This is a genomic window from Halomonas tibetensis (assembly GCF_042643535.1).
GTDB classification, from domain to species: Bacteria; Pseudomonadota; Gammaproteobacteria; order Pseudomonadales; family Halomonadaceae; genus Halomonas; species Halomonas tibetensis.
Genome location: NZ_JBHRSQ010000008.1, coordinates 1 through 18,301, shown reverse-complemented (window position 1 = coordinate 18,301; position 18,301 = coordinate 1). Strand labels below are relative to the sequence as shown.

Here is an 18,301-nt window from a genome sequence, read left to right as displayed (position 1 = left end):
CTTCGGGTGAGGCGATGCGCAAGGGAGCGGCCGCCACCAGTTCTGGCTTCCGCTTTTCCATCACGACTCCCCTTTCCCGGGTCCGACACATTATGTAGTCAATCTCCTACATTGCCTGTCGGCGATCTCTTACATTGCCTGGCGGCGATTGCCTACAGCACTACTAGAACTTCGGGGCAATTCTGATAGAGCATGATTTCATGTGCAGGCGGGGGACAGTGTAACGCATTGCTGGTTGTCATCTGCTTGCGGGAGCCGAGCTGATGGTATTCTGCTTGGCAGCATCGAGCGAGACGCCGTGTCTCGCACGCAAACAAGAAAGACTAGCTAGAAGGAGAGGCATCATGACACGTATTCCACTTCTTATCGCAGCCGCCGCCATAGTCGGCTTCGGTTTCGCAGGTCAAGCTTCGGCCGATAGCGGGCTGGACAGCCCGACGCTCCAAAACGAGAATCCATCAAGCTGCCTCGGAGCGGAGCGTGCCAGCCGAAATTCAGCAGGCGGCGATCGTGAAAAGGGCGGTTTTGGCCCGGAGCAGGCAGATTTTGTGCAGACACAGGACAGTTACGGCCAGTTCCTGCAAAGTTGGAAAGAGAGCTGTGATTATACGCCAGGGGATCAGGCAGACCCGAGCTAAGACTTAATAACTACATTCACTTGCGGCTACCGGGGTGATCCGGCAGCCGCTATTGTTTCTGTAGCTACTCAACCCTCAGCGCTGCGACCGGCTCCATCCGTGAGGCCTTGCGCGCCGGGTACCAGCCGAAGAACACCCCCACCGCCGCCGAAAAACCGATGGCGACGGCCACGGCAGCCGGGCCGATAAACACCGGCCAGCCGGCGAGGTCTCCGATCACCACGGCCGCGCCGACACCCATCGCCATGCCGATCAGCCCGCCGAACAGGCACAGGGTTATCGCCTCCATCAGGAACTGGTTGCGGATATCGCGGCGGCGCGCGCCGACCGCCAGGCGCAAGCCAATCTCGCGGGTGCGCTCGCTCACCGACACCAGCATGATGTTCATGATCGAGATGCCACCGACCAGCAGCGACACCGAGGCGACCGCGGCAAGCAACCAGGCAAACGTGCGCGTCGAGGCGTGCTGCAGCGCCATGGCCTCGGCCGGATCGGCGACCCTGAAGTCGTTGGGCGTGCCGGGCGCCAGGCGATGGCGCTGGCGCAGCAGCGCCTCGATGTTGGCCGCCGCCGCGCCGATCGCGTCGTCCGAGGCGGCCTTGGCCAGGATATAGGCGACGGCGTCGCGGTTGACCGAACTTGCGCTGCCTATGAGGCGCAGTTTGGCGGTGGAGATGGGCACGAAAACGATGTCGTCCTGGTCGCGGCCCGCGCCCGACTGACCCTTCTCGGCTAGCACCCCGATCACCTGGAACGGCGTATTGAGGATGCGGATCTCGCCGCCGACCGGATCGGCCTGGCCGAACAGTTCCGTCGCCACGGTGCGCCCGATCAGGGCGACACGGCCGGCGCTCGCTTCCTCTGCCGGCGCGAAATAGCGCCCGGTGGCCAGCGGCCATTCGCGGATCACGAACATGTCCGCGGTGGTGCCGTTGACGGTGGTGTTCCAGTTGCGGTTGGCCTGCACGATCTGGGCATTGCCGCGCACCGAGGGCGCTGCGGCGCGCACCAGCGGCAACTCTGCGATCGCCGCGGCGTCGGCCTCGCTCAGCGTATGGCGGGCGCCGGCGGCGGTGCGCGCGCCGCCCTCGCTGGCCGCGCCGGGCTGGATCATCAGCACGTTGGCGCCCAGCGTGCGGATCTGCTCGGCGATCTGGGTCTGGGCGCCCGCGCCCACCGCCACCATGGTGATGACCGAGGCGACACCGACGATGATGCCGAGCATGGTGAGAAAACTGCGCATCCGATTGGCGCGCAGCGCCCGTCGGGCGATCCTGAAGCTTTCCCACCAGGTCATGAGGCGAACTCCGCGGCGTTGTCACGGGCCGGCGGCGCCGAATCGTCCCGTATGGCGCCATCCTGCAGCCGGACGATCCGCCGGGCATGGCGCGCCACCGCCTCGTCGTGGGTGATCATGATGACGGTTCGCCCTTGCGCGTTGAGCGTCTCGAACAGCGCCAAGGTGTCGGCGCCGGTGCGGCTGTCCAGCGCGCCCGTGGGCTCGTCGGCGAGGATCAGCGCGGGGTCGCCGACCAGCGCGCGCGCAATCGCCACCCGCTGCTGCTCGCCGCCCGACAGTTCGCCCGGCCCGTGGCCGCTGCGCTCCGCCAGCCCCACCGCGGCAAGCGCGGCGCGGGCACGCCGGTCGCGTTCCTTGCGCCGGACGCCGGCATAGACCAGGGGCATCTCGACATTCTCCAGCGCCGTGTGGCGGGCCAGCAGGTTATACGACTGGAACACGAAGCCGATGTCGTGGTTGCGGATCGCCGCCAGCCGGTCGGGGGACAGTTGGGTGACGTCCTCGCCCTTGAACACCAGGCGCCCGGCACTCGGCCGGTCGAGAAGCCCGATAAGGTTCATCAGCGTCGATTTGCCCGACCCGGACGGCCCCATGATGGCCACATATTCTCCAGGGCAGATGGCGAAGGAAGCGTCGGCCAGCGCGGTGACCGCCGTTTCGCCACGGCCATAGCGGCGGGTCAGGTTTTCGGCGACAAGCAGCACGGGTCAGAACCCGAAGCGGATGCCGAACAGCCCCGCCGGTTCGGTGTCGATGACCTCGCCGACGATCACCTCGTCGCCCTCGGCGAACCCGCCCGCCAGGATCGCGGCATGGGCGCCGTCGTTGACCCCAATGCCGATGGTCAGCGGCTCGAGGCTTCCTTCCGGCCCAAGGCGCCACACAGTCGCGGGAACGCCCTGTACGGGTTCATCGGAGGTGTTCTGCGGGGCTGACGCCTTGACGAGATCCTCCGAGGGCACAAAGCGCAGCGCCGCCATGGGCATCTTGAGCACCGGGCTGGCTTCTTCAACGGTGATGCGCACGGTCGCCGTCATGCCCGGCAAGAGCAGGCTGCGGACGTTCCCGGTCGCCAGAACGACGGTGTAGGTGACCACGTTCTGCATCACCTGCGGCGCCTTGCGAACGCCTGTCACTGCGGCCTCGAAGGCCTCGCCTGGGTAGGCGTCGACACTGAACCCGGCGGGCTGGCCGACCTCGATGCTGCCGATATCGGCCTCGTCGACACGGGCGTGGATCTCCATCTGCTGCAGGTCGCCGGCGATCGTGAACAGCGTCGGCGCCTCGAGGCTGGCGGCCACCGTCTGGCCGTCGCTGACATTGCGGCCCACCACGACCCCGTCGATGGGGGAGCGGATCGTGGTGCGCTCCAGGTCGATCTCAGTGGAGCGCTCGATGGCCTTCTTCTGCGGCACGGCGGCCCTGGCGTTCGTCAGCTCGGCTTCGGCGCGCTGCAGATCGACCCGGGCGCCCTCGACAGCGTGCTCATGGGCCGCGGCGATCGCTTCGGTCTCGCGCAGGCTGGCGGCCGCCTGGTCGCGCTCGGTTTGCGCCTCCTCGAGCTGAACGGCGGACGTTGTGCCGCGCTGGACCAGGGTTTCGGCCCGCTTGAGCGCAGTCTGCGCCGCCCCGAGCCGTACACGGGCATTGTCGTGGCGCGCCTGGAGCACCGCGCGCTGGGCTTCGGCATCGCGCAGATCGACGTTTGCCCGCTGCAGCCGGGCCTGGTGGATGTCGACGTTGGCTTGCGCCATGGCACTGGCCGCCACGGCTTCCGCAAGCCGGGCCTCGAAGGACTTGGTATCGAGTTGAACCAGCGGCTGCCCCTTCATCACCTCGTCGTTGAAATCGGCGAACAGCCCGGCGATCTGGCCGGACAGCTGAGTTCCGACCTCCACCGTCACCAACGCCTGCAAGGTGCCTGTGGTCGTCACCGTCCTCCGCACAGTTCCTCGCTCGACCGGTGCGGTCATGAATTGCTGCGAAACCGCAGCGGAACCGACGGGCAGCCATCCCACGAGGCGGAGAGCACCTGGTCGATCAAACCAAGCGTAGCCAAGGCTACCAAGAGCCGTAACTAGCCCTACAACCAGAAGGAATCTTCTCATGATCCGATTATTGTGGGTAACTCCCCAGCAAAGCAAGTTGCTTCAGTCCATGGCAAGTTCCCTCAAACATGCCATAAGGCGGTCTGGCCCATCGCAGTTGCAGAACGCTCAATTTTCTTAGCGAACAGTTTCGGAAATTGTTGAGACGGCGGTACAAGACGGATGACCAGCCCGGCTCAGCAGTCGCTGAGTCGCTCACCTTCGACAACGGTATCCATCTGCATTTCGCCCATGGGCGATTGCACCTGGACGTTAACACTTCCCTCGACGCGCTCGCCCAGGAAGTCCATGCGCCCGTTGATGTTCGCCTCACCACCCTCTTCACGGCAGATCATCTGGTAGTCGATGCCATCAGCGGAGACGTTATGCTCGAGAAGCTCGCAGCCCTCCTCCACCTCGAGGAACTGGAAGTCGGAATCTTCCAGATCACCCTGGGCGATGCACTCCTGGTGGCTATCGGTCTGGTCGGGAATCGGTACCTCGCCGGTGACGGAAGTCGTGCTGGTGAACTCCCAGAGCCCCGGCACGATATTCGGGGTGTCGGCTGCAGCGGTCAGAGGCAAGGCCAACGCGGCGGCGATGAACAGAGAACGTAACGACATGGGGTGTCTCCAAACGGTGAATGGTATGCCTCTCCTTTGGCATCCGCTCAGCTTACCGCCAATCCTGACTCCTGCCCAATGCCCGTCAAGGCAGGGCGCCGACCGGGCATCTCGGGTGACAACCTGCATTGGAGACTCAGCTAACGGCCTACAGCATCTCCGGCAGGAACTGCTCGCGCCGATCGATGATCTCGCCGGCGACTATAAACACCCCGTCGCCGGTGTAGTGGAGCGTCTCGGGGTAAGACGGTGCGGTCGCCGCTCTGGCCGCCAACACTTCCCAGATAAAAAAGTCGTAACGGTCGACCATGCCATCGTCAACCAGGCGACATTCGAAGTGGGCGTGACATTCGGCAATCAGCGGGGCGCCCACCCGCTCGGCTGGCTGGGCGGTAAGCCCGAAGTGGGCAAACTTGTCGACCTCGGCGCCGCTGGTGTTGCCACAACCAATCACCTAGTCGGTAAGAGTCAGGGTCGGCAGGTTGATCACGCATTCGCCACTTCGGCGGACCAGCTCATGAGTGCGAGTGCCAGAAGAAATAATACAGCCGATCAGCGACGGCGAAAAAGCCATAACGGTATGCCAACCCAGAGTCATGACGTTGCGGCGGCCCGCCCAGGCGGAAGAGACCAGCACGATAGGGCCAGGCTCCAGGTAGCGACGCACCCGTTCCAATGGCACAGACTGCTTCGATAATGGCTCGCTCATCCCACATCCTCCGTCGACCTCCAACATTGGCCATTCATAGAAGCGTCCGTCGCGCCAGGCAACTGGCAATCGGCGGACGGGCATGATCAAAGGTGGTCAAACCTGACCATTGAGTCAATGTTCGATAGCCTCAGGCACCAAGCCGTCACAATGAAGTGCTCTATCGACGTTCAGACCAGGCGACAAACGCTGCTCAAGCCGGCCAGAAGAGCTTGATGATGAGAGAGAAAAATACATTTAAAATCATAAATTTGAAGCCCTACTTCACGACCAGCTGGCAGTTGCCCCAGCGCCGCACTATCGTTAAGTCAACGGGTCCGCCAATCGGTTGTTACGAACCATAAAGGGGGTGTGGCATGAGCGACTCTAACGACGAGGTGGATTTCCTGCCGCAGCAGGATCGCATTCTGCGCCAAGGAGATACCGGGGATGAGGTGTTGGAACTCCAGCGGCGGTTGAGCGCTGCTGGCTTCCCACTGACGCTGGATGGCCAGTTCGGTCCAGCTACGGAGCGCGCCTTACGGTCCTTCCAGAACAGAGCGGGGCTGGTGATGGATGGCCTGGCAGGACCCAAGACCGATCACATGCTTCGCCAGTTGGAAACCGCTCAAGGGCGTCACCTGTCCCCTGCCGCGGGAGAGACACATCATCCGCCATTGGCCGGTGACGAAGGCAATAGTGAGCCACCTGCCAGCGAGCACCGGCTGCTGGGCCAGCAAGATCTCGTCTGGGCCGCAGGAGAGCTGAAGGTGCCGGTAGCGGCAATCATGGCGGTGAACGAGGTGGAGTCGCGGGGCAGCGGCTTTTTTTCCAATGGCAGGCCCGCCATTCTTTTCGAGCGCCACATCATGGCGCGTCGACTACGGCAGCATGGTATCGATCCCGCTCCTCACATCGCCAGCGAACCCGATCTGGTCTACACTTCCGCGGGTGGCTACCGGGGGGGCATTCGAGAATATGAGCGACTGGAACGGGCTCAGCGGATTCACCACGACAGCGCGCTGGAATCGGCTTCGTGGGGTCTTTTTCAGATCATGGGGTTTCACTGGCAGCATCTGGATTACGACAGCGTTCGGCACTATGCAGAGTGCATGCACCGGAGTGAAGGGGAGCATCTCGCCGCGTTCGTGCGCTTCATCCAGAAGGACTCTGTGCTTCTCTCGTCGCTGCGCCATCAGCAGTGGGCCAGGTTTGCACGACGCTACAACGGTCCCGCCTACGCCAGAAACCGCTACGACGTGAAGATGGCCCAGGCTTTCGAGAACCATTCCAGGGGGCTGAGGGAGTCTGACCTGCTGGCCTGATTCGACTGAGCGTCTCCGCCAGGCTCACTCCCGCATGGCGCGCTGCAGCTCACGGAGTCGTGGCTCCAGATCTTCCGCCAGGGCGGCAATCGCCGGCCTGGCGTAGTAGAAACCCTGCTGACGGGTGATACCCACTCGTGCCAGCCAGAGAGCTTCCTCACGGGTTTCCACCCCTTCGGCAATCAGCTCGAGCCCCAGCTCACTGCCCAGGCCATGCACCGCCCGAAGCAAAGCCTGACGGCGCCTGTCCTGGTCACAGCCCATCACCAGCTGACGATCGATCTTGAGCTTGTCTGGCTCGAGTTCGGTCAGCAGGTCAAGGTTGGCATAGCCATTGCCAAAATCATCGAGCGCCGTGGTAAAGCCCATCATACGGTAGCTATCGATGATCCGTTTTAGGTGCCCCTGATCGGTCACCCTCTCGGTCTCGGTAAACTCAAAGACGAGCCTGTCGGTGGGCCATCCTACCCGCCGGGAAACATCCAAGGTTGCCTGAATGCATGCCGCAGGCTCATAGACGGCATTGGGCAAGAAGTTGATGGAGAGGCGTTCCTGCATGTCGAGGGCGCTGGCCATCTCGATCGCCCGGACCCGACAGGCCTGATCGAATCGATAGAGCAGCTCGCCGGTGACCTGGGAGAGCACGCTCCAGGCGGATTCGCCGTTAGGCCCGCGCACCAGGGCCTCATAGGTGGTGATCCGGGCAGACGCCAGGTCAATGATTGGCTGAAAGGCCATGGTGAACTCGAAGGGCAAGTCGCCCTCACAGCGACCACAGTGGCCATCCACCCGAGCACATTGTTTCATCTTTTCCCCGCTAGTCTCTTATCTCTCGATGCCTGCTGTCTTCCCGGCACCCAGTGGTTTCTACTGTGTGGTAACTCAAACCGGCTGACGCGCGACGATAAATCGCAAAAGGGCCTCGAGCGGCATCGGCCGAGCCAGCAGAAAACCCTGGAAGATATCGCATCCCCAGGCTTCCAGCTGTCGACGTTGTTCTTCGGTCTCGACGCCCTCGGCCACCACCTCGAGTCCCAGATGGCCGGCCATCGAGATCATCCCCTGCACGATGGCAGCATCATGGGGATTGGTGGTGACCTCGTTGATGAAACTGCGATCGATCTTCACCTTGCTGATGGGCAGGTGGCGCAGATAGCTGAGGCTGGAGTAGCCGGTGCCGAAATCGTCGATGGACACGCCAATGTGCATGGCACGCAGCGAGTGAAGGATATCAATGGCCGACTCGGTATTATCCATGAGGATGCCCTCGGTCAACTCCAGTTCGAGTTGATCTGCCGGCAACCCTGACTGCTGAAGCACCTGGCGCAAGGTAGGCAGGAAGCTCGGTCGATGGAACTGCAGTGGCGACAGATTGACCGCCACCCTCACCTTGCCGGCACCCTGGAGGCCCAGCGCGACCATGTCCGCGCAGGCGCGATCCAGTACCCAGCGACTCAGCGGGATGATTTGTCCGGTGGATTCCGCCAGGGGAATGAACACCTCGGGAGAGACATAGCCTCGCTGTGGGTGATGCCAGCGCAGCAGGGCCTCGACGCCGGCCAGACTGCCATCGCGGGACATCAAGGGCTGGTAATGCAGCTCCATCTTGCCAGACGCGATAGCCTCCTGCAGGTCGTTACGCAGCGTGACCCGCTCCCCCAGCTGCTCGTTGATCTCTTGGGTATACCAGTGATAGGCGTTGCGTCCCTGCTGCTTGGCCTTGTACATGGCCATATCGGCCTGCTGGATCAGCTCACGCGACTCCACCATGGTCGGATCGCTGAGTGCGATACCCACGCTGCAGGTCAGGTAAAGCTCATGGCCTTCGATCAGATACGGCCGCGAGATTTCCACCATCAGGCGCTCCACCAGAGCCAGCACCTGCTCTTCCTGAGTGACATCGGTCATCAACAGTACGAACTCGTCGCCGCCCATGCGCGCCAGGGTATCGCCAGGCCGTACCGAAGCCTCCAGCCGCCTGGCCACCTCGCACAGGACATCGTCACCTACCGCATGGCCCAGGGTGTCGTTGATCGGTTTGAAGTCATCGAGATCGACAAACAAAACTGCCAGCCGCTCAGGACGACGGGCAGTGAGCGCCACATCATGCTCGAGACGGTCCTCGAAGAGGCTTCGATTCGCCAGCCCCGTCAGGGCATCATGGCTAGCGTGATGGGCCAGCTGAGATTCATAGGTCTTCTGCTCGGAGACATCGTTCTGCATCCCCACGTAGTGGGTGATTCTCTCCTGAGCATCGCGTACCGGGGCGATGTAGAGATCGTTCCAGAACGGCGTGCCGTCCTTGCGATAGTTGAGAAGCGTGACGTGAACGTCTTCACTCCGCGACAGCTGCTGACGAATCCGCTCCACCGAAGCAGGGTCGGTATCCGGCCCCTGCAGAAAGCGACAGTTCCGTCCCAGTACCTCCTCCTTGCTGTAGCCACTTATCCGCAGGAAAGCCGGATTGACGTAGACAATGGGAGCATCCGGTCGGAGGGCGTCGGCAATCGCTACCCCGTTGATACTCCCTTCCACGCTGCGTTCCAGCAGCCGAAGATTGCGGCGGCTGTGATGGCGCTCCAACGCCAGGGCCGCCAGGTCGGCTGCCTTGCTGAGCAGCTGCTGGGATGTGCTATCGGGAGACATCGGCTGTGGCATATAGGTGCCGAAGGTGCCAAGCACCCGTCCATCGCTGCCCAGGATCGGCACGGACCAGCAGGCACGCAGCCCATGAGACAGCGCCAGCTCACGGTAGTCGCTCCAGCGAGCATCCTCTGCCAGATCCTCGCAGATCACCGTCTCGCCAAGATAGGCGGCGCTGCCGCAGGCGCCGATGCCCGGGCCAATCTCCAGCGTTGTGACTGCCTCGCGATAGGCGTTGGGCAGACGGTCACCGGCCACCAGATCCAGGTGAGTGCCCTCATCGTTGACCAGCATGATCGAGCAGAGCGAAGTCGGCACCTGCTGCTCCAGCATGCGGCAGATGGCCGAGAGAATGTCCTCCAGGGGCTCCTCCTGGACGATGCGGGTCTGCACGGACTGCTGTGCCTCAAGCTGCTGCCTGACGTCACTCAAGGCCCGAGTTCGGCCCAGCAGCTGACCGGCCAGCGCGATGCTGAACACCAGAAGACCACTCAGCACCAGCCCGCCAGTGGCGACACCGACCGGCATCAGACCCGTCAACAGCCAGTCGTGTTGGGTACCAGGATAGGCCTCCAGGGTCAGCATTGGCCCGCCGGGCAGGCCAATGTGTCGCCGATGCAGCAGATGGTTGACGAAGACACCCTCGGGCTCTCCCTGGGGGAGACCCGGCTGTCGTAGTTCCAGCATCGGCTCGCCGCGGCGCAGGATGACGACGCGGTAGTACCCGAGCTGCAGACGCAGCTCGCGTGATAGCAGTTCGGAGAGATCGAACAGGCTCAGCAGCAGCTGGCCGCTAACTGGAACATCGATGGCCATCAGAGCCAGGCCCGTGACCTCAGGCTCGGCAAGGGACAGGCGCGGCTGGCCAAGATCGAGGCCCAGCCAATCGTTCACCTGGGGCATGTGCACCTGCGCGGCCAGAAAGGCCTCGCCGGCCCGGTCGACCCCGTCCAGCCAGGCCCAGCCGGCACCATCCCGATACAGGCCAACCGCCTTCAGACTGGTAGCATCGCGGAGGTAACTCTCAAGATCACGTTCAAGCACCATCGGATCGATGGCGCCACCCCCGGCATCCAGGCGGGCGGCCATCCGCCGCATCAGGGTCAACCGCGACACCATCACCTGCTCGGCGTTGAGCTGGATGTTATCCAGCAGGTAGTCTGCCTGACGGTTGAGGGACTCTTCATGCTGCCAGCTCAACACAAACCAGACCATGCTGCTGACTAGGACGCCGGCAAGACCGGTCAACACCGCCAATCGACCCAGCTGCAGAGGCCGGACCCCGCGAAGCGCGGCCACTACCACTCCCAGACCAAGCAGACCCGTCATTACCAGCGCGGACAGATCAGAAGTATCGAAACGAGCCAGGAGCCATGGGCGAAGAGCCGGAATGACCGCCAGCATGGCGATCAGCCCGGCGCCTGACAGCATTACACCCCATGATATCCAGAGCCAACGACAGCGTCCGCCAGGCGTCCCCAGCAACAGGAAAACTGCGACCGGCAGCATCAGCAAGGTTGGCAGGACATCCAACCTCGGCTCGGCGCTGGCCGCCATATAGCCTCCGGGGACCAGCAGCGCATGGGCAAGGGTTTGCAACAGCAAGACGATCAGCAGCCCACCGGCGAGCAGGCGAGCGCCTGTCCAGCCGGCCAGCAGAGCCAACAGCCCCACTCCACTCAGGGCCAGGGCCATGAAGCCGTCGGCGACCAACAGCAGATGAAGCGGGGAATAGATCAGTTTCAACCAGCCCAACAACAACCCGTTGATTCCCACAATAATGAAGGAGGCCGCCAGCAGCAGAAGCAGGCTATCCATCATCAACTGACGGGTGGTCGTTGGCATTAACCCTCCTTGGGTACGCGTGAAACACGTCGGCAAGTCCGCCGCGCGGTACATTCCGGGAATCAAGTCCCCTGTCTGGCTATTAACAGCACCACAGCATTGCCCACATCGTGGCCAGAAATATCATCACGCATGATGCGCGCTGGCGACCTGCCCAGGCAAGGGAGGAGAAAGTGTGAAAGCAAAGGATTGCCGGAGTTCTATCACGACAATGGGATCACTTGAGACATTTTGTCAGTAGGCCGCGTCAACCTGGTATCTTGCCGGCGCTTTCTTGCCAGCGATTCCAGTGACCCTTCTGCCGGGGCTGTGATGGTTCGCCGACGCGTGCTATTCCCCCTCCCCCGCGAGGTAACACAGGCTTCCACCAATCGCGCGTGGCCTTACCGCTCCAAGTTTGATGAGATAGGGCCAGTCACCACGGCCGCATGATGCGGTCGGCTCATCTATCTCAGGGAACCGCAGGTCATGATCCTCACCCTCAACCAGTTGGAACGGCACCTGTTCAAGGCCGCCGACATCCTGCGCGGGCGCATGGACGCCTCGGAGTTCAAGGAGTACATCTTCGGCATGCTCTTCCTGAAGCGCTGCTCGGACGTCTTCGAGCAGCGCCAGGAGGAGGTGCGCGAGCAGCTCAGGCAGGCCGGCAAGGGCGAGATCGACATCGCCAACGTCATCGAGATGCCGAGCTGGTACAAGGCCACCTTCTATGTGCCCGAGCAGGCGCGCTGGTCCTATCTGCTCAAGGAGGCCCACCAGGGCGTCGGCAATGCGCTGAACAAAGCGCTGGCCGGCCTGGAGGAGCACAACCCCAGCCTCGCCGGGGTGCTGGAGCACATCGACTTCACCCGCAAGGTGGGCTCCACCACCCTGCCGGACAAGAAGCTCCGCGACCTGATCACCCACTTCAGCGAGTACCGCCTGCGCAACGAGGACTTCGAGTTCCCCGACCTGCTCGGCGCCGCCTACGAGTACCTGATTCGCGACTTCGCCGACTCCGCCGGCAAGAAGGGCGGCGAGTTCTACACCCCGCGCCCGGTGGTCCGCATGATGGTGCGGCTGATGGACCCCCAGGAGGGCCACAGCGTCTACGATCCCTGCATGGGCTCCGGCGGTATGCTGATCCTCTCCAAGGAGTATCTGGAGGAGCAGGGCGGCGATCCGCGCCGGCTCAACCTCTTCGGCCAGGAGGCCTCCGGCTCGGTATGGGCCATCGCCAAGATGAACATGCTGCTGCACGGCGTCAGCTCCGCCGACCTGCGCAACGACGACACCCTTACCGACCCGCAGCACGTCGAGGGCGGCGAGCTGGTGCGCTTCGACCGCATCCTCACCAATCCGCCCTTCTCCATCGGCTACACGCCGAGCCAGCACTTCCCGGAGCGTTTCCACTACGGCAGCGTGCCGGAGGGCGCCAAGAAGGCCGACCTGATGTTCCTGCAACACATGGTCGCCTGTCTAAAGTCCGACGGCCGCCTGGCCACCGTAATGCCCCACGGGGTGCTCTTCCGCGGCGGTGACGAGAAGCGCATCCGCGCCGGCCTGCTCGAGGACGACCTGGTGGAGGCGGTGATCGGCCTGGCCCCCAACCTCTTCTACGGCACCGGCATCCCGGCCAGCGTCTTGGTGCTGCGCGCCAAGGGCGCCAAGCCCGATGAGCGCAAGGGCAAGGTGCTGTTCATCAATGCCGACCGCGAATACCACGAGGGCCGCGCCCAGAACTACCTGCTGCCGGAACATCTCGAGAAGATCGCCAGCACCTATGAGGCCTTCGCCGACGAGCCCGGCTTCTCCCGGGTGGTGCCGCTCATGGAGCTTCGCGAGAACGACTACAACCTCAACATCCGCCGCTACGCCGACAACACCCCGCCGCCGGAACCCCAGGACGTGCGCGCCCACCTCAAGGGCGGCGTGCCGGTGGCCGAGATCGACGCCAAACGCTCACTCTTCGAGGCCCAGGGCATCGACCCCATGGCGCTCTTTATGCCCAGGGCGAGTGACTTCGACTACGTGGACTTCGCCGAGCAGCTGACCGAGAAGCGCGACCTCAAGCCCGCCATCGAGGCCAACGCCGGCCTGCGGCAGAAGGAAGCCAGCGTGATGGCTGCCTTCGAGGCCTGGTGGGCAGAGCACGGCGCCAGTATCACCTCGCTGACCGGCAACGGCGGTCGCCTCACCCGGCTGCGCGACGAGCTGCTGGGCAGCTTTACCGCGGCGCTGGAGCCCACCGCCATGCTCGACCGCTTCGCGGTGCGTGGCATCATTGCCGGCTTCTGGTTCGACAACAAGAACGAGTTCCGCACCCTGCAGGCCCGCGGCTGCCTGGGCGTGGTGGACGCCTGGCGCACCTCCATCGTCAGCCTGCTGGAAGACGAGCAAAGCAAGGCCAACCCCCTCGACCACCGCCTGGTCCACTTCCTGCTCGAGGAGTACGTCGCCGAGCTCGAGGAACTCGCCGCCCGCAAGGCAGAGCTGGACGCACGCATCAAGGCCGCCGAGGCCAAGCCGGAGGGCGACGACGGCGACGAAACGGAATCGAGCGACGGCGAGGACGACGACGCCCCCACCCCGGCCGAGATCAAGGCCTGGAAGAGCGAACGTACCCAGGTGAAGAAACAACATACCGCCAAGCGCAACAGCTTTGAGCAGCACCTGAACCAAGCCGTGGATGCCCTGGACGAGCCCGCCGCCGCCGCGCTGGTCGGGAACATCCTGCATAACGACCTGAAGGGCATCCTGGAGCGCTATATCCGCCAGCAGCGCCAGCAGGTGATCGCCGCCTTCGAGACCTGGTGGGACAAGTACCGGGTGACGCTGGCCGACATCGAGGCCGAGCGCGATGCCGCCGCCAAAGAACTGCAGCAGTATCTGGAGGGGCTGGGGTATGTCTGAGGCTTATCCGTATCTTCCTGAAGGATGGTACAAACCGAATCTTGATGAACTGGGCAGCATTTGCACAGGAAATACTCCACCTACCAGCGACCAGTCTAACTATGGTGGTGCCCTTCCCTTTGTAGGCCCTTCTGACCTTGGCAGAGGAAGGTGGATCAATAGTTGCTCTGAGAGGCTTACTCGAAAAGGTGAGCTTCTATCAAGGACTGCAGATAAAGATGCTGTGCTAGTTTCTTGCATAGGTATCCTGGGGAAAGTAGGGCAAGCCAGTGAGAGGCTATCTTTCAACCAGCAAATAAATTCCATGCAACCGAACAAGGAGAAGGTTGATGCTGGCTTTCTTTACTATGCATCTAGCCGCCTGCAGGGTGAACTAAACAAGCTGGCTGGGCTGCAGGTCGTTCCAATTGTAAATAAAACTCTTTTTAGCAAGCTGGAAGTTTTAGCTCCAAAAAATCTGGAGGAGCAGCGTTGGATCGCAAACGTCCTCAACACCCTCGACACCCAGATCCAGAAGACCGAGGCGCTGATCGCCAAGCTGGAGAAGGTCAAGGAGGGCCTGCTCCACGACCTGCTGACCCGCGGCATCGACGAGAATGACCAGCTCCGCCCCAGCCCCGAGCAGGCGCCGGAGCGCTACAAGGAGTCGCAGTTGGGGTTGGGGTTGGTTCCGAGAGAGTGGGCGTGCGTTGCAATTGGTGAGACGGCTACCTCTACCACCCTTGGCACTGCAAACAGGGGGGCGGAGTCATCAGCAAAAACTAAACTCATCAAGATGGGTAATCTTAATTGGGGAAACACCCTTTCGCTTATTAACGTCGAGAGCATCTCGGCCAGAAAAGTTCATGGAAGTCTTTTCCTGAGTGATGCAGACCTACTTTTTAACACAAGAAACACCCCTGAGCTGGTTGGAAAAACTTGTTCATGGAAAGGCGATGGAGCTTTCTTTACCTTCGACAACAATATATTGCGCATTCGCTTTTCCGAAAACCTCAATGGCCACTTTGTAGCATCATACATGAGCGGGGATATTGGAAGAAGGCGTATAGGCCGCCTTGCCACAGGAACAACTTCAGTTGCAGCCATATACTGGAGAAGTTTGTCTAGATTAGAAGTACCAATGCCGAGTCCAGATGAGCAACAGTTAATCGTTGATAAAGTCAACTCATCCCAGGACAACATCAATGCTCTAAACGATGACTTGACCTCTCTTCAAAGGCTAAAAGCCGGCCTAATGGATGACCTCCTGACCGGCCGCGTCCGCGTCACCCCGCTTCTCGACCAGGCCCAGATCACCACCCCGGCATAGACCGGGGCTTCCACAACAAAAGAACCTCATCGCACAGGGAACCGCCATGACCACCTTCGACAGCACCAAGCGCTCGCTGCCCGAGCTACTGAAGGACATCACCACCGGCAAGATCCAGCTACCCGACTTCCAGCGCGGCTGGGTGTGGGACGACGATCACGTGCAGAGCCTGCTGGTCAGCATCGCCCGCTCCTTCCCGGTGGGCGCGGTGATGCTGATGGAGACCGGCGGCGAGGTGCGCTTCGAGACTCGCCCGGTGGAAGGTATCGACCCGGATAGTGTGACCAAGGAGCCAGAGACGTGGCGACCGATCTCTCTCGCAGCCTGAACTCTCGGAAGGCGCTGATCTTCAGGATCACGCTTCGAGACAACCTCCCGTGGCTGCTGGCGCATGGCCTCTATTGCCGTTCGGCGGCGGAGCAAGACCCTGGCTTTGTCACCATCGGGAATCGCGACTTGATAGGGCGCAGGGCAACACGAGACGTCCCGACCCCTCCGGGTGGCACTCTTAGCGACTATATCCCCTTCTACTTCACGCCAGCTTCGCCCATGTTGCTCAACATCGTGACCGGCCGCGGCGTGCCCATTCAGCGCAAGGAAGACATCCTGGTGCTGGTCTGCTCACTGCCACGCTTGCAGGAGATAGGTTCGGCCTTTGTCTTCACCGACCGCCACGCCTACCTGCCCATGGCCCGCTTTAGCAGCCGACTGGAGGATCTGGAAGAGTTCGTGCCATGGCCGCTGCTGCAGGCACAGGACTTCAGTCGGGACCGGGAGGACCCTGAGAAGACCGAACGCTATCAGGCAGAGGCCCTGATTTTTCACCATCTCCCGGCCTCTGCACTGCTGGGCATTGGCACGTATACTGACGAGATGCGAGCCGCCGTCGAGGCGCAGGTGGCTGCACACCAGCTTCCATTGAAGGTGGTGAAACGACCCAACTGGTTCTTCCGATGATTGAGTACACCCGTGGCAACCTCCTCGAGGCCGACGTCGAGGCGCTGGTCAACACCGTCAACACCGTCGGCGTGATGGGTAAGGGGATCGCCCTGATGTTCAAGGAGGCCTTCCCCGAGAACTTCGTCGCCTACGAGGTCGCCTGCAAGGGTCAGGAGGTGGTGACCGGCCGCATGTTTGTCACCGAGAGGGATGCCCTCCTGGGGCCGCGCTGGATCATCAACTTCCCCACCAAGCAGCACTGGCGCGCCAGGACGCGCATGGAGTGGATCGAGTCCGGGCTGGAGGACCTCAAGAGGGTGATCCGAGAGCGGGGTATTCGCTCCATCGCCCTGCCGCCGCTGGGCTGCGGCAACGGGGGGCTCGACTGGGATATGGTGCGCCCGCGCTTAGAGGCCGCGCTAGGTGAACTGGATAACGTCCGGGTGCTGGTCTTCGAGCCCACCGCCGAGTATCAGAATGTCGCCAAGCGCTCAGGCGTCGAGAAGCTGACACCGGCGCGGGCGCTGATCGCCGAGCTGGTGCGCCGCTACTGGGTGCTGGGCATTGAGTGTTCGCTGCTGGAGGTCCAGAAGCTCGCCTGGCTGATGGAGCGCCGTATTCTCGACCATGGTCTGAAGAATCCCCTCGTTCTGCACTTCCAGCCCCACCGCTACGGCCCCTATTCCGACCGGCTGCGTCACCTGCTCAATGGCCTGGACGGCAGCTACCTGCATAGCGAGAAGCGCATCAACGATGCCTCGCCCGAGGAAGTGGTGTGGTTAGATGAGTCCCGGCGCGAGCGCCTCAGCGCCTATCTGCGCAGCGCCGAGGCGCGCCCTTATGCCGAGGTGCTTGAGGAGGTCGATGCCCTTATAGACGGTTTCCAGTCACCGCTAGGGATGGAAGTGCTAACTACCCTGGACTGGCTGATCAGCCAGGAGCATGTCGAGCCGACCGTCGAGGCTATCAAGGAAGGCTTGAAGCAATGGCCTGATGACCTCGCTGGTCAGCGCAAGCTGCGGCTCTTCTCGGACCGCCTGATCTCGCTGGCGCTGGAACGTCTTACCGGTGAAGCGATGCAGCCTTACCCACAGGTCGCCGAAAGGTAAGTGCACCACTTCGGACGTCATTCCCGAGAGAGGTCCTTGCCTCCTGTGATGGCCGGTGCCACGGCCTATTAGGCGATGCTGGCTGGCGACTATTCGCCGATGGTGGAGCGGGTCAGGCGAGCGGCAGGGACTTGAAGCGGGACTTGCCGGCGCGAAGCCGGGCTTCGATGCCGCGGCTGGCCTCGCCGGTCTCCACGGCGGTGGAGGAGGCAACGCTCTTAAGGAGGGCGTCACGGCTCACGGTACGGCGCTTCTTGGGGGAGCGGGTTGTGCTCATGCCTTTCTCTCCTTGCTGATATGCTCATTTTACGCGCATACCGCGCCCCCTGCATTAAACACCTACAGCACATTGGAGCCACGGTATGGCAGGTCCCGAGTACACGGATGTCGAGAAGCCCTTCATCGACCAGCTGGTGGGCCAGGGGTGGGAGTTCCTGGCCGGCTCGGTGGACGATCCCGCCGTGACCCACCGCGAGAGCTTCGCTCAGGTGGTGATGGAGCCGCTGCTGCGTGAGCGACTCCGCGCCATCAACCTGCGCGACGGCAAGCCCTGGCTCAATGAAGCGCGCCTGGATCAGGCGGTGTCGGCCATCACCCGGCTGCCGGCGAGCAAGGTGCTGGAGGCCAACAGGCTCGCCACCGAGCTGCTGCTGGGCGGTCTGCCGGTGGAGGGCCTCGAGGGCTGGGACGGCGGCCGTGGCCAGAACCTGCGCTTCATCGACTGGGAAACGCCGGCCAACAACGTCTTCACGGTGGTCAATCAGTTCAAGGTGAAGTGCCCGCCGGGCCATGACGCGTGGAAGGGCCACGTGATCCCGGACCTGGTGCTGTTCGTCAATGGCATCCCGCTGGTGGTGGTCGAGTGCAAGAGCCGCACCGTACCGGAAGGCATCAGCGATGCCG

At 62.5% G+C, this 18,301-nt stretch carries 15 protein-coding genes and 1 pseudogene; 8 read left to right on the top strand and 8 right to left on the bottom strand.

Going from position 1 to position 18,301, the window contains the following annotated elements; genetic code table 11:
• Positions 1–344 precede the first annotated feature (344 nt).
• Positions 345–638, top strand: a complete 294-nt coding sequence (locus ACFODV_RS05135) for a hypothetical protein (protein ID WP_379755655.1) — start codon at positions 345–347, stop codon at positions 636–638.
• A 64-nt stretch (positions 639–702) separates the two neighbouring features.
• Here the strand turns inward: ACFODV_RS05135 and ACFODV_RS05130 are convergent, their stop codons facing one another.
• From ACFODV_RS05130 to ACFODV_RS05110, 5 genes and pseudogenes are all read right to left on the bottom strand, one after another.
• Positions 703–1,935: an ABC transporter permease gene (locus ACFODV_RS05130; protein WP_379755653.1), complete on the bottom strand. Its 1,233-nt coding sequence runs from the start codon at positions 1,933–1,935 to the stop codon at positions 703–705.
• Positions 1,932–2,642: an ABC transporter ATP-binding protein gene (locus ACFODV_RS05125; protein ID WP_379755650.1), complete on the bottom strand. Its 711-nt coding sequence runs from the start codon at positions 2,640–2,642 to the stop codon at positions 1,932–1,934. Before ACFODV_RS05125 ends, ACFODV_RS05130 begins: the two co-directional genes overlap by 4 nt.
• Before the next feature lie 3 nt (positions 2,643–2,645).
• On the bottom strand, positions 2,646–3,911 hold the full coding sequence (locus tag ACFODV_RS05120) for an efflux RND transporter periplasmic adaptor subunit (protein ID WP_379755647.1): 1,266 nt from the start codon (positions 3,909–3,911) through the stop codon (positions 2,646–2,648).
• Between the two features lie 311 nt (positions 3,912–4,222).
• Positions 4,223–4,648: a DUF3617 domain-containing protein gene (locus ACFODV_RS05115; RefSeq protein WP_379755644.1), complete on the bottom strand. Its 426-nt coding sequence runs from the start codon at positions 4,646–4,648 to the stop codon at positions 4,223–4,225.
• Positions 4,649–4,796: 148 nt separating this feature from the next.
• Positions 4,797–5,357, bottom strand: a pseudogene (locus ACFODV_RS05110) (flavin reductase family protein).
• Between the two features lie 356 nt (positions 5,358–5,713).
• Between ACFODV_RS05110 and ACFODV_RS05105 the strand changes: the two are divergent.
• Entirely contained in the window at positions 5,714–6,661 is a 948-nt protein-coding gene (locus tag ACFODV_RS05105; RefSeq protein ID WP_379755641.1) for an N-acetylmuramidase domain-containing protein, read from the top strand.
• 24 nt (positions 6,662–6,685) lie between these two features.
• Here the strand turns inward: ACFODV_RS05105 and ACFODV_RS05100 are convergent, their stop codons facing one another.
• Positions 6,686–7,468, bottom strand: coding sequence for an EAL domain-containing protein (locus tag ACFODV_RS05100; RefSeq protein ID WP_379755638.1), 783 nt, complete (start codon positions 7,466–7,468; stop codon positions 6,686–6,688).
• Between the two features lie 75 nt (positions 7,469–7,543).
• Positions 7,544–11,149, bottom strand: a complete 3,606-nt coding sequence (locus ACFODV_RS05095; RefSeq protein WP_379755635.1) for an EAL domain-containing protein — start codon at positions 11,147–11,149, stop codon at positions 7,544–7,546.
• A gap of 468 nt (positions 11,150–11,617) precedes the next feature.
• Between ACFODV_RS05095 and ACFODV_RS05090 the strand changes: the two genes are divergently transcribed.
• From ACFODV_RS05090 to darG, 5 genes are read left to right on the top strand one after another with little or no spacing between them, the layout of a single operon-like run.
• Positions 11,618–14,041: a type I restriction-modification system subunit M gene (locus tag ACFODV_RS05090; protein WP_379755632.1), complete on the top strand. Its 2,424-nt coding sequence runs from the start codon at positions 11,618–11,620 to the stop codon at positions 14,039–14,041.
• Positions 14,034–15,350 (top strand): restriction endonuclease subunit S, encoded by a 1,317-nt coding sequence (locus tag ACFODV_RS05085; RefSeq protein ID WP_379755629.1) that lies wholly within the window; start codon positions 14,034–14,036, stop codon positions 15,348–15,350. Before ACFODV_RS05090 ends, ACFODV_RS05085 begins: the two co-directional genes overlap by 8 nt.
• A gap of 46 nt (positions 15,351–15,396) precedes the next feature.
• Complete coding sequence (locus ACFODV_RS05080) at positions 15,397–15,678, top strand: GmrSD restriction endonuclease domain-containing protein (protein WP_379755627.1); 282 nt, start codon at positions 15,397–15,399, stop codon at positions 15,676–15,678.
• Entirely contained in the window at positions 15,651–16,307 is a 657-nt protein-coding gene (gene darT, locus ACFODV_RS05075; RefSeq protein ID WP_379755624.1) for a type II toxin-antitoxin system toxin DNA ADP-ribosyl transferase DarT, read from the top strand. Before ACFODV_RS05080 ends, darT begins: the two co-directional genes overlap by 28 nt.
• Positions 16,304–17,398, top strand: a complete 1,095-nt coding sequence (gene darG, locus ACFODV_RS05070) for a type II toxin-antitoxin system antitoxin DNA ADP-ribosyl glycohydrolase DarG (RefSeq protein ID WP_379755621.1) — start codon at positions 16,304–16,306, stop codon at positions 17,396–17,398. The genes darT and darG overlap by 4 nt, the downstream gene beginning before the upstream one ends.
• 112 nt (positions 17,399–17,510) lie before the next feature.
• On the opposite strand, the gene ACFODV_RS05065 is transcribed toward darG, so the two are convergent.
• A complete protein-coding gene (locus ACFODV_RS05065) occupies positions 17,511–17,675 on the bottom strand; it encodes a hypothetical protein (RefSeq protein WP_379755618.1) in 165 nt (54 codons plus the stop codon).
• Between the two features lie 85 nt (positions 17,676–17,760).
• Here ACFODV_RS05065 and ACFODV_RS05060 point away from each other — a divergent pair.
• Positions 17,761–18,301 (top strand): type I restriction endonuclease (locus ACFODV_RS05060; RefSeq protein WP_379755615.1); only part of this gene is annotated, 541 nt, incomplete at its 3' end.

What these genes read in the sequence shown, in the direction of transcription:
- ACFODV_RS05135 (WP_379755655.1), top strand. Translation starts at nt 345, where the DNA reads ATGACACGTATTCCACTTCTTATCGCAGCCGCCGCCATAGTCGGCTTC.
- ACFODV_RS05130 (WP_379755653.1), bottom strand. Translation starts at nt 1,935, where the DNA reads ATGACCTGGTGGGAAAGCTTCAGGATCGCCCGACGGGCGCTGCGCGCC.
- ACFODV_RS05120 (WP_379755647.1), bottom strand. Translation starts at nt 3,911, where the DNA reads ATGACCGCACCGGTCGAGCGAGGAACTGTGCGGAGGACGGTGACGACC.
- ACFODV_RS05115 (WP_379755644.1), bottom strand. Translation starts at nt 4,648, where the DNA reads ATGTCGTTACGTTCTCTGTTCATCGCCGCCGCGTTGGCCTTGCCTCTG.
- ACFODV_RS05105 (WP_379755641.1), top strand. Translation starts at nt 5,714, where the DNA reads ATGAGCGACTCTAACGACGAGGTGGATTTCCTGCCGCAGCAGGATCGC.
- ACFODV_RS05100 (WP_379755638.1), bottom strand. Translation starts at nt 7,468, where the DNA reads ATGAAACAATGTGCTCGGGTGGATGGCCACTGTGGTCGCTGTGAGGGC.
- ACFODV_RS05095 (WP_379755635.1), bottom strand. Translation starts at nt 11,149, where the DNA reads ATGCCAACGACCACCCGTCAGTTGATGATGGATAGCCTGCTTCTGCTG.
- ACFODV_RS05090 (WP_379755632.1), top strand. Translation starts at nt 11,618, where the DNA reads ATGATCCTCACCCTCAACCAGTTGGAACGGCACCTGTTCAAGGCCGCC.
- ACFODV_RS05085 (WP_379755629.1), top strand. Translation starts at nt 14,034, where the DNA reads ATGTCTGAGGCTTATCCGTATCTTCCTGAAGGATGGTACAAACCGAAT.
- ACFODV_RS05080 (WP_379755627.1), top strand. Translation starts at nt 15,397, where the DNA reads ATGACCACCTTCGACAGCACCAAGCGCTCGCTGCCCGAGCTACTGAAG.
- darG (WP_379755621.1), top strand. Translation starts at nt 16,304, where the DNA reads ATGATTGAGTACACCCGTGGCAACCTCCTCGAGGCCGACGTCGAGGCG.
- ACFODV_RS05065 (WP_379755618.1), bottom strand. Translation starts at nt 17,675, where the DNA reads ATGAGCACAACCCGCTCCCCCAAGAAGCGCCGTACCGTGAGCCGTGAC.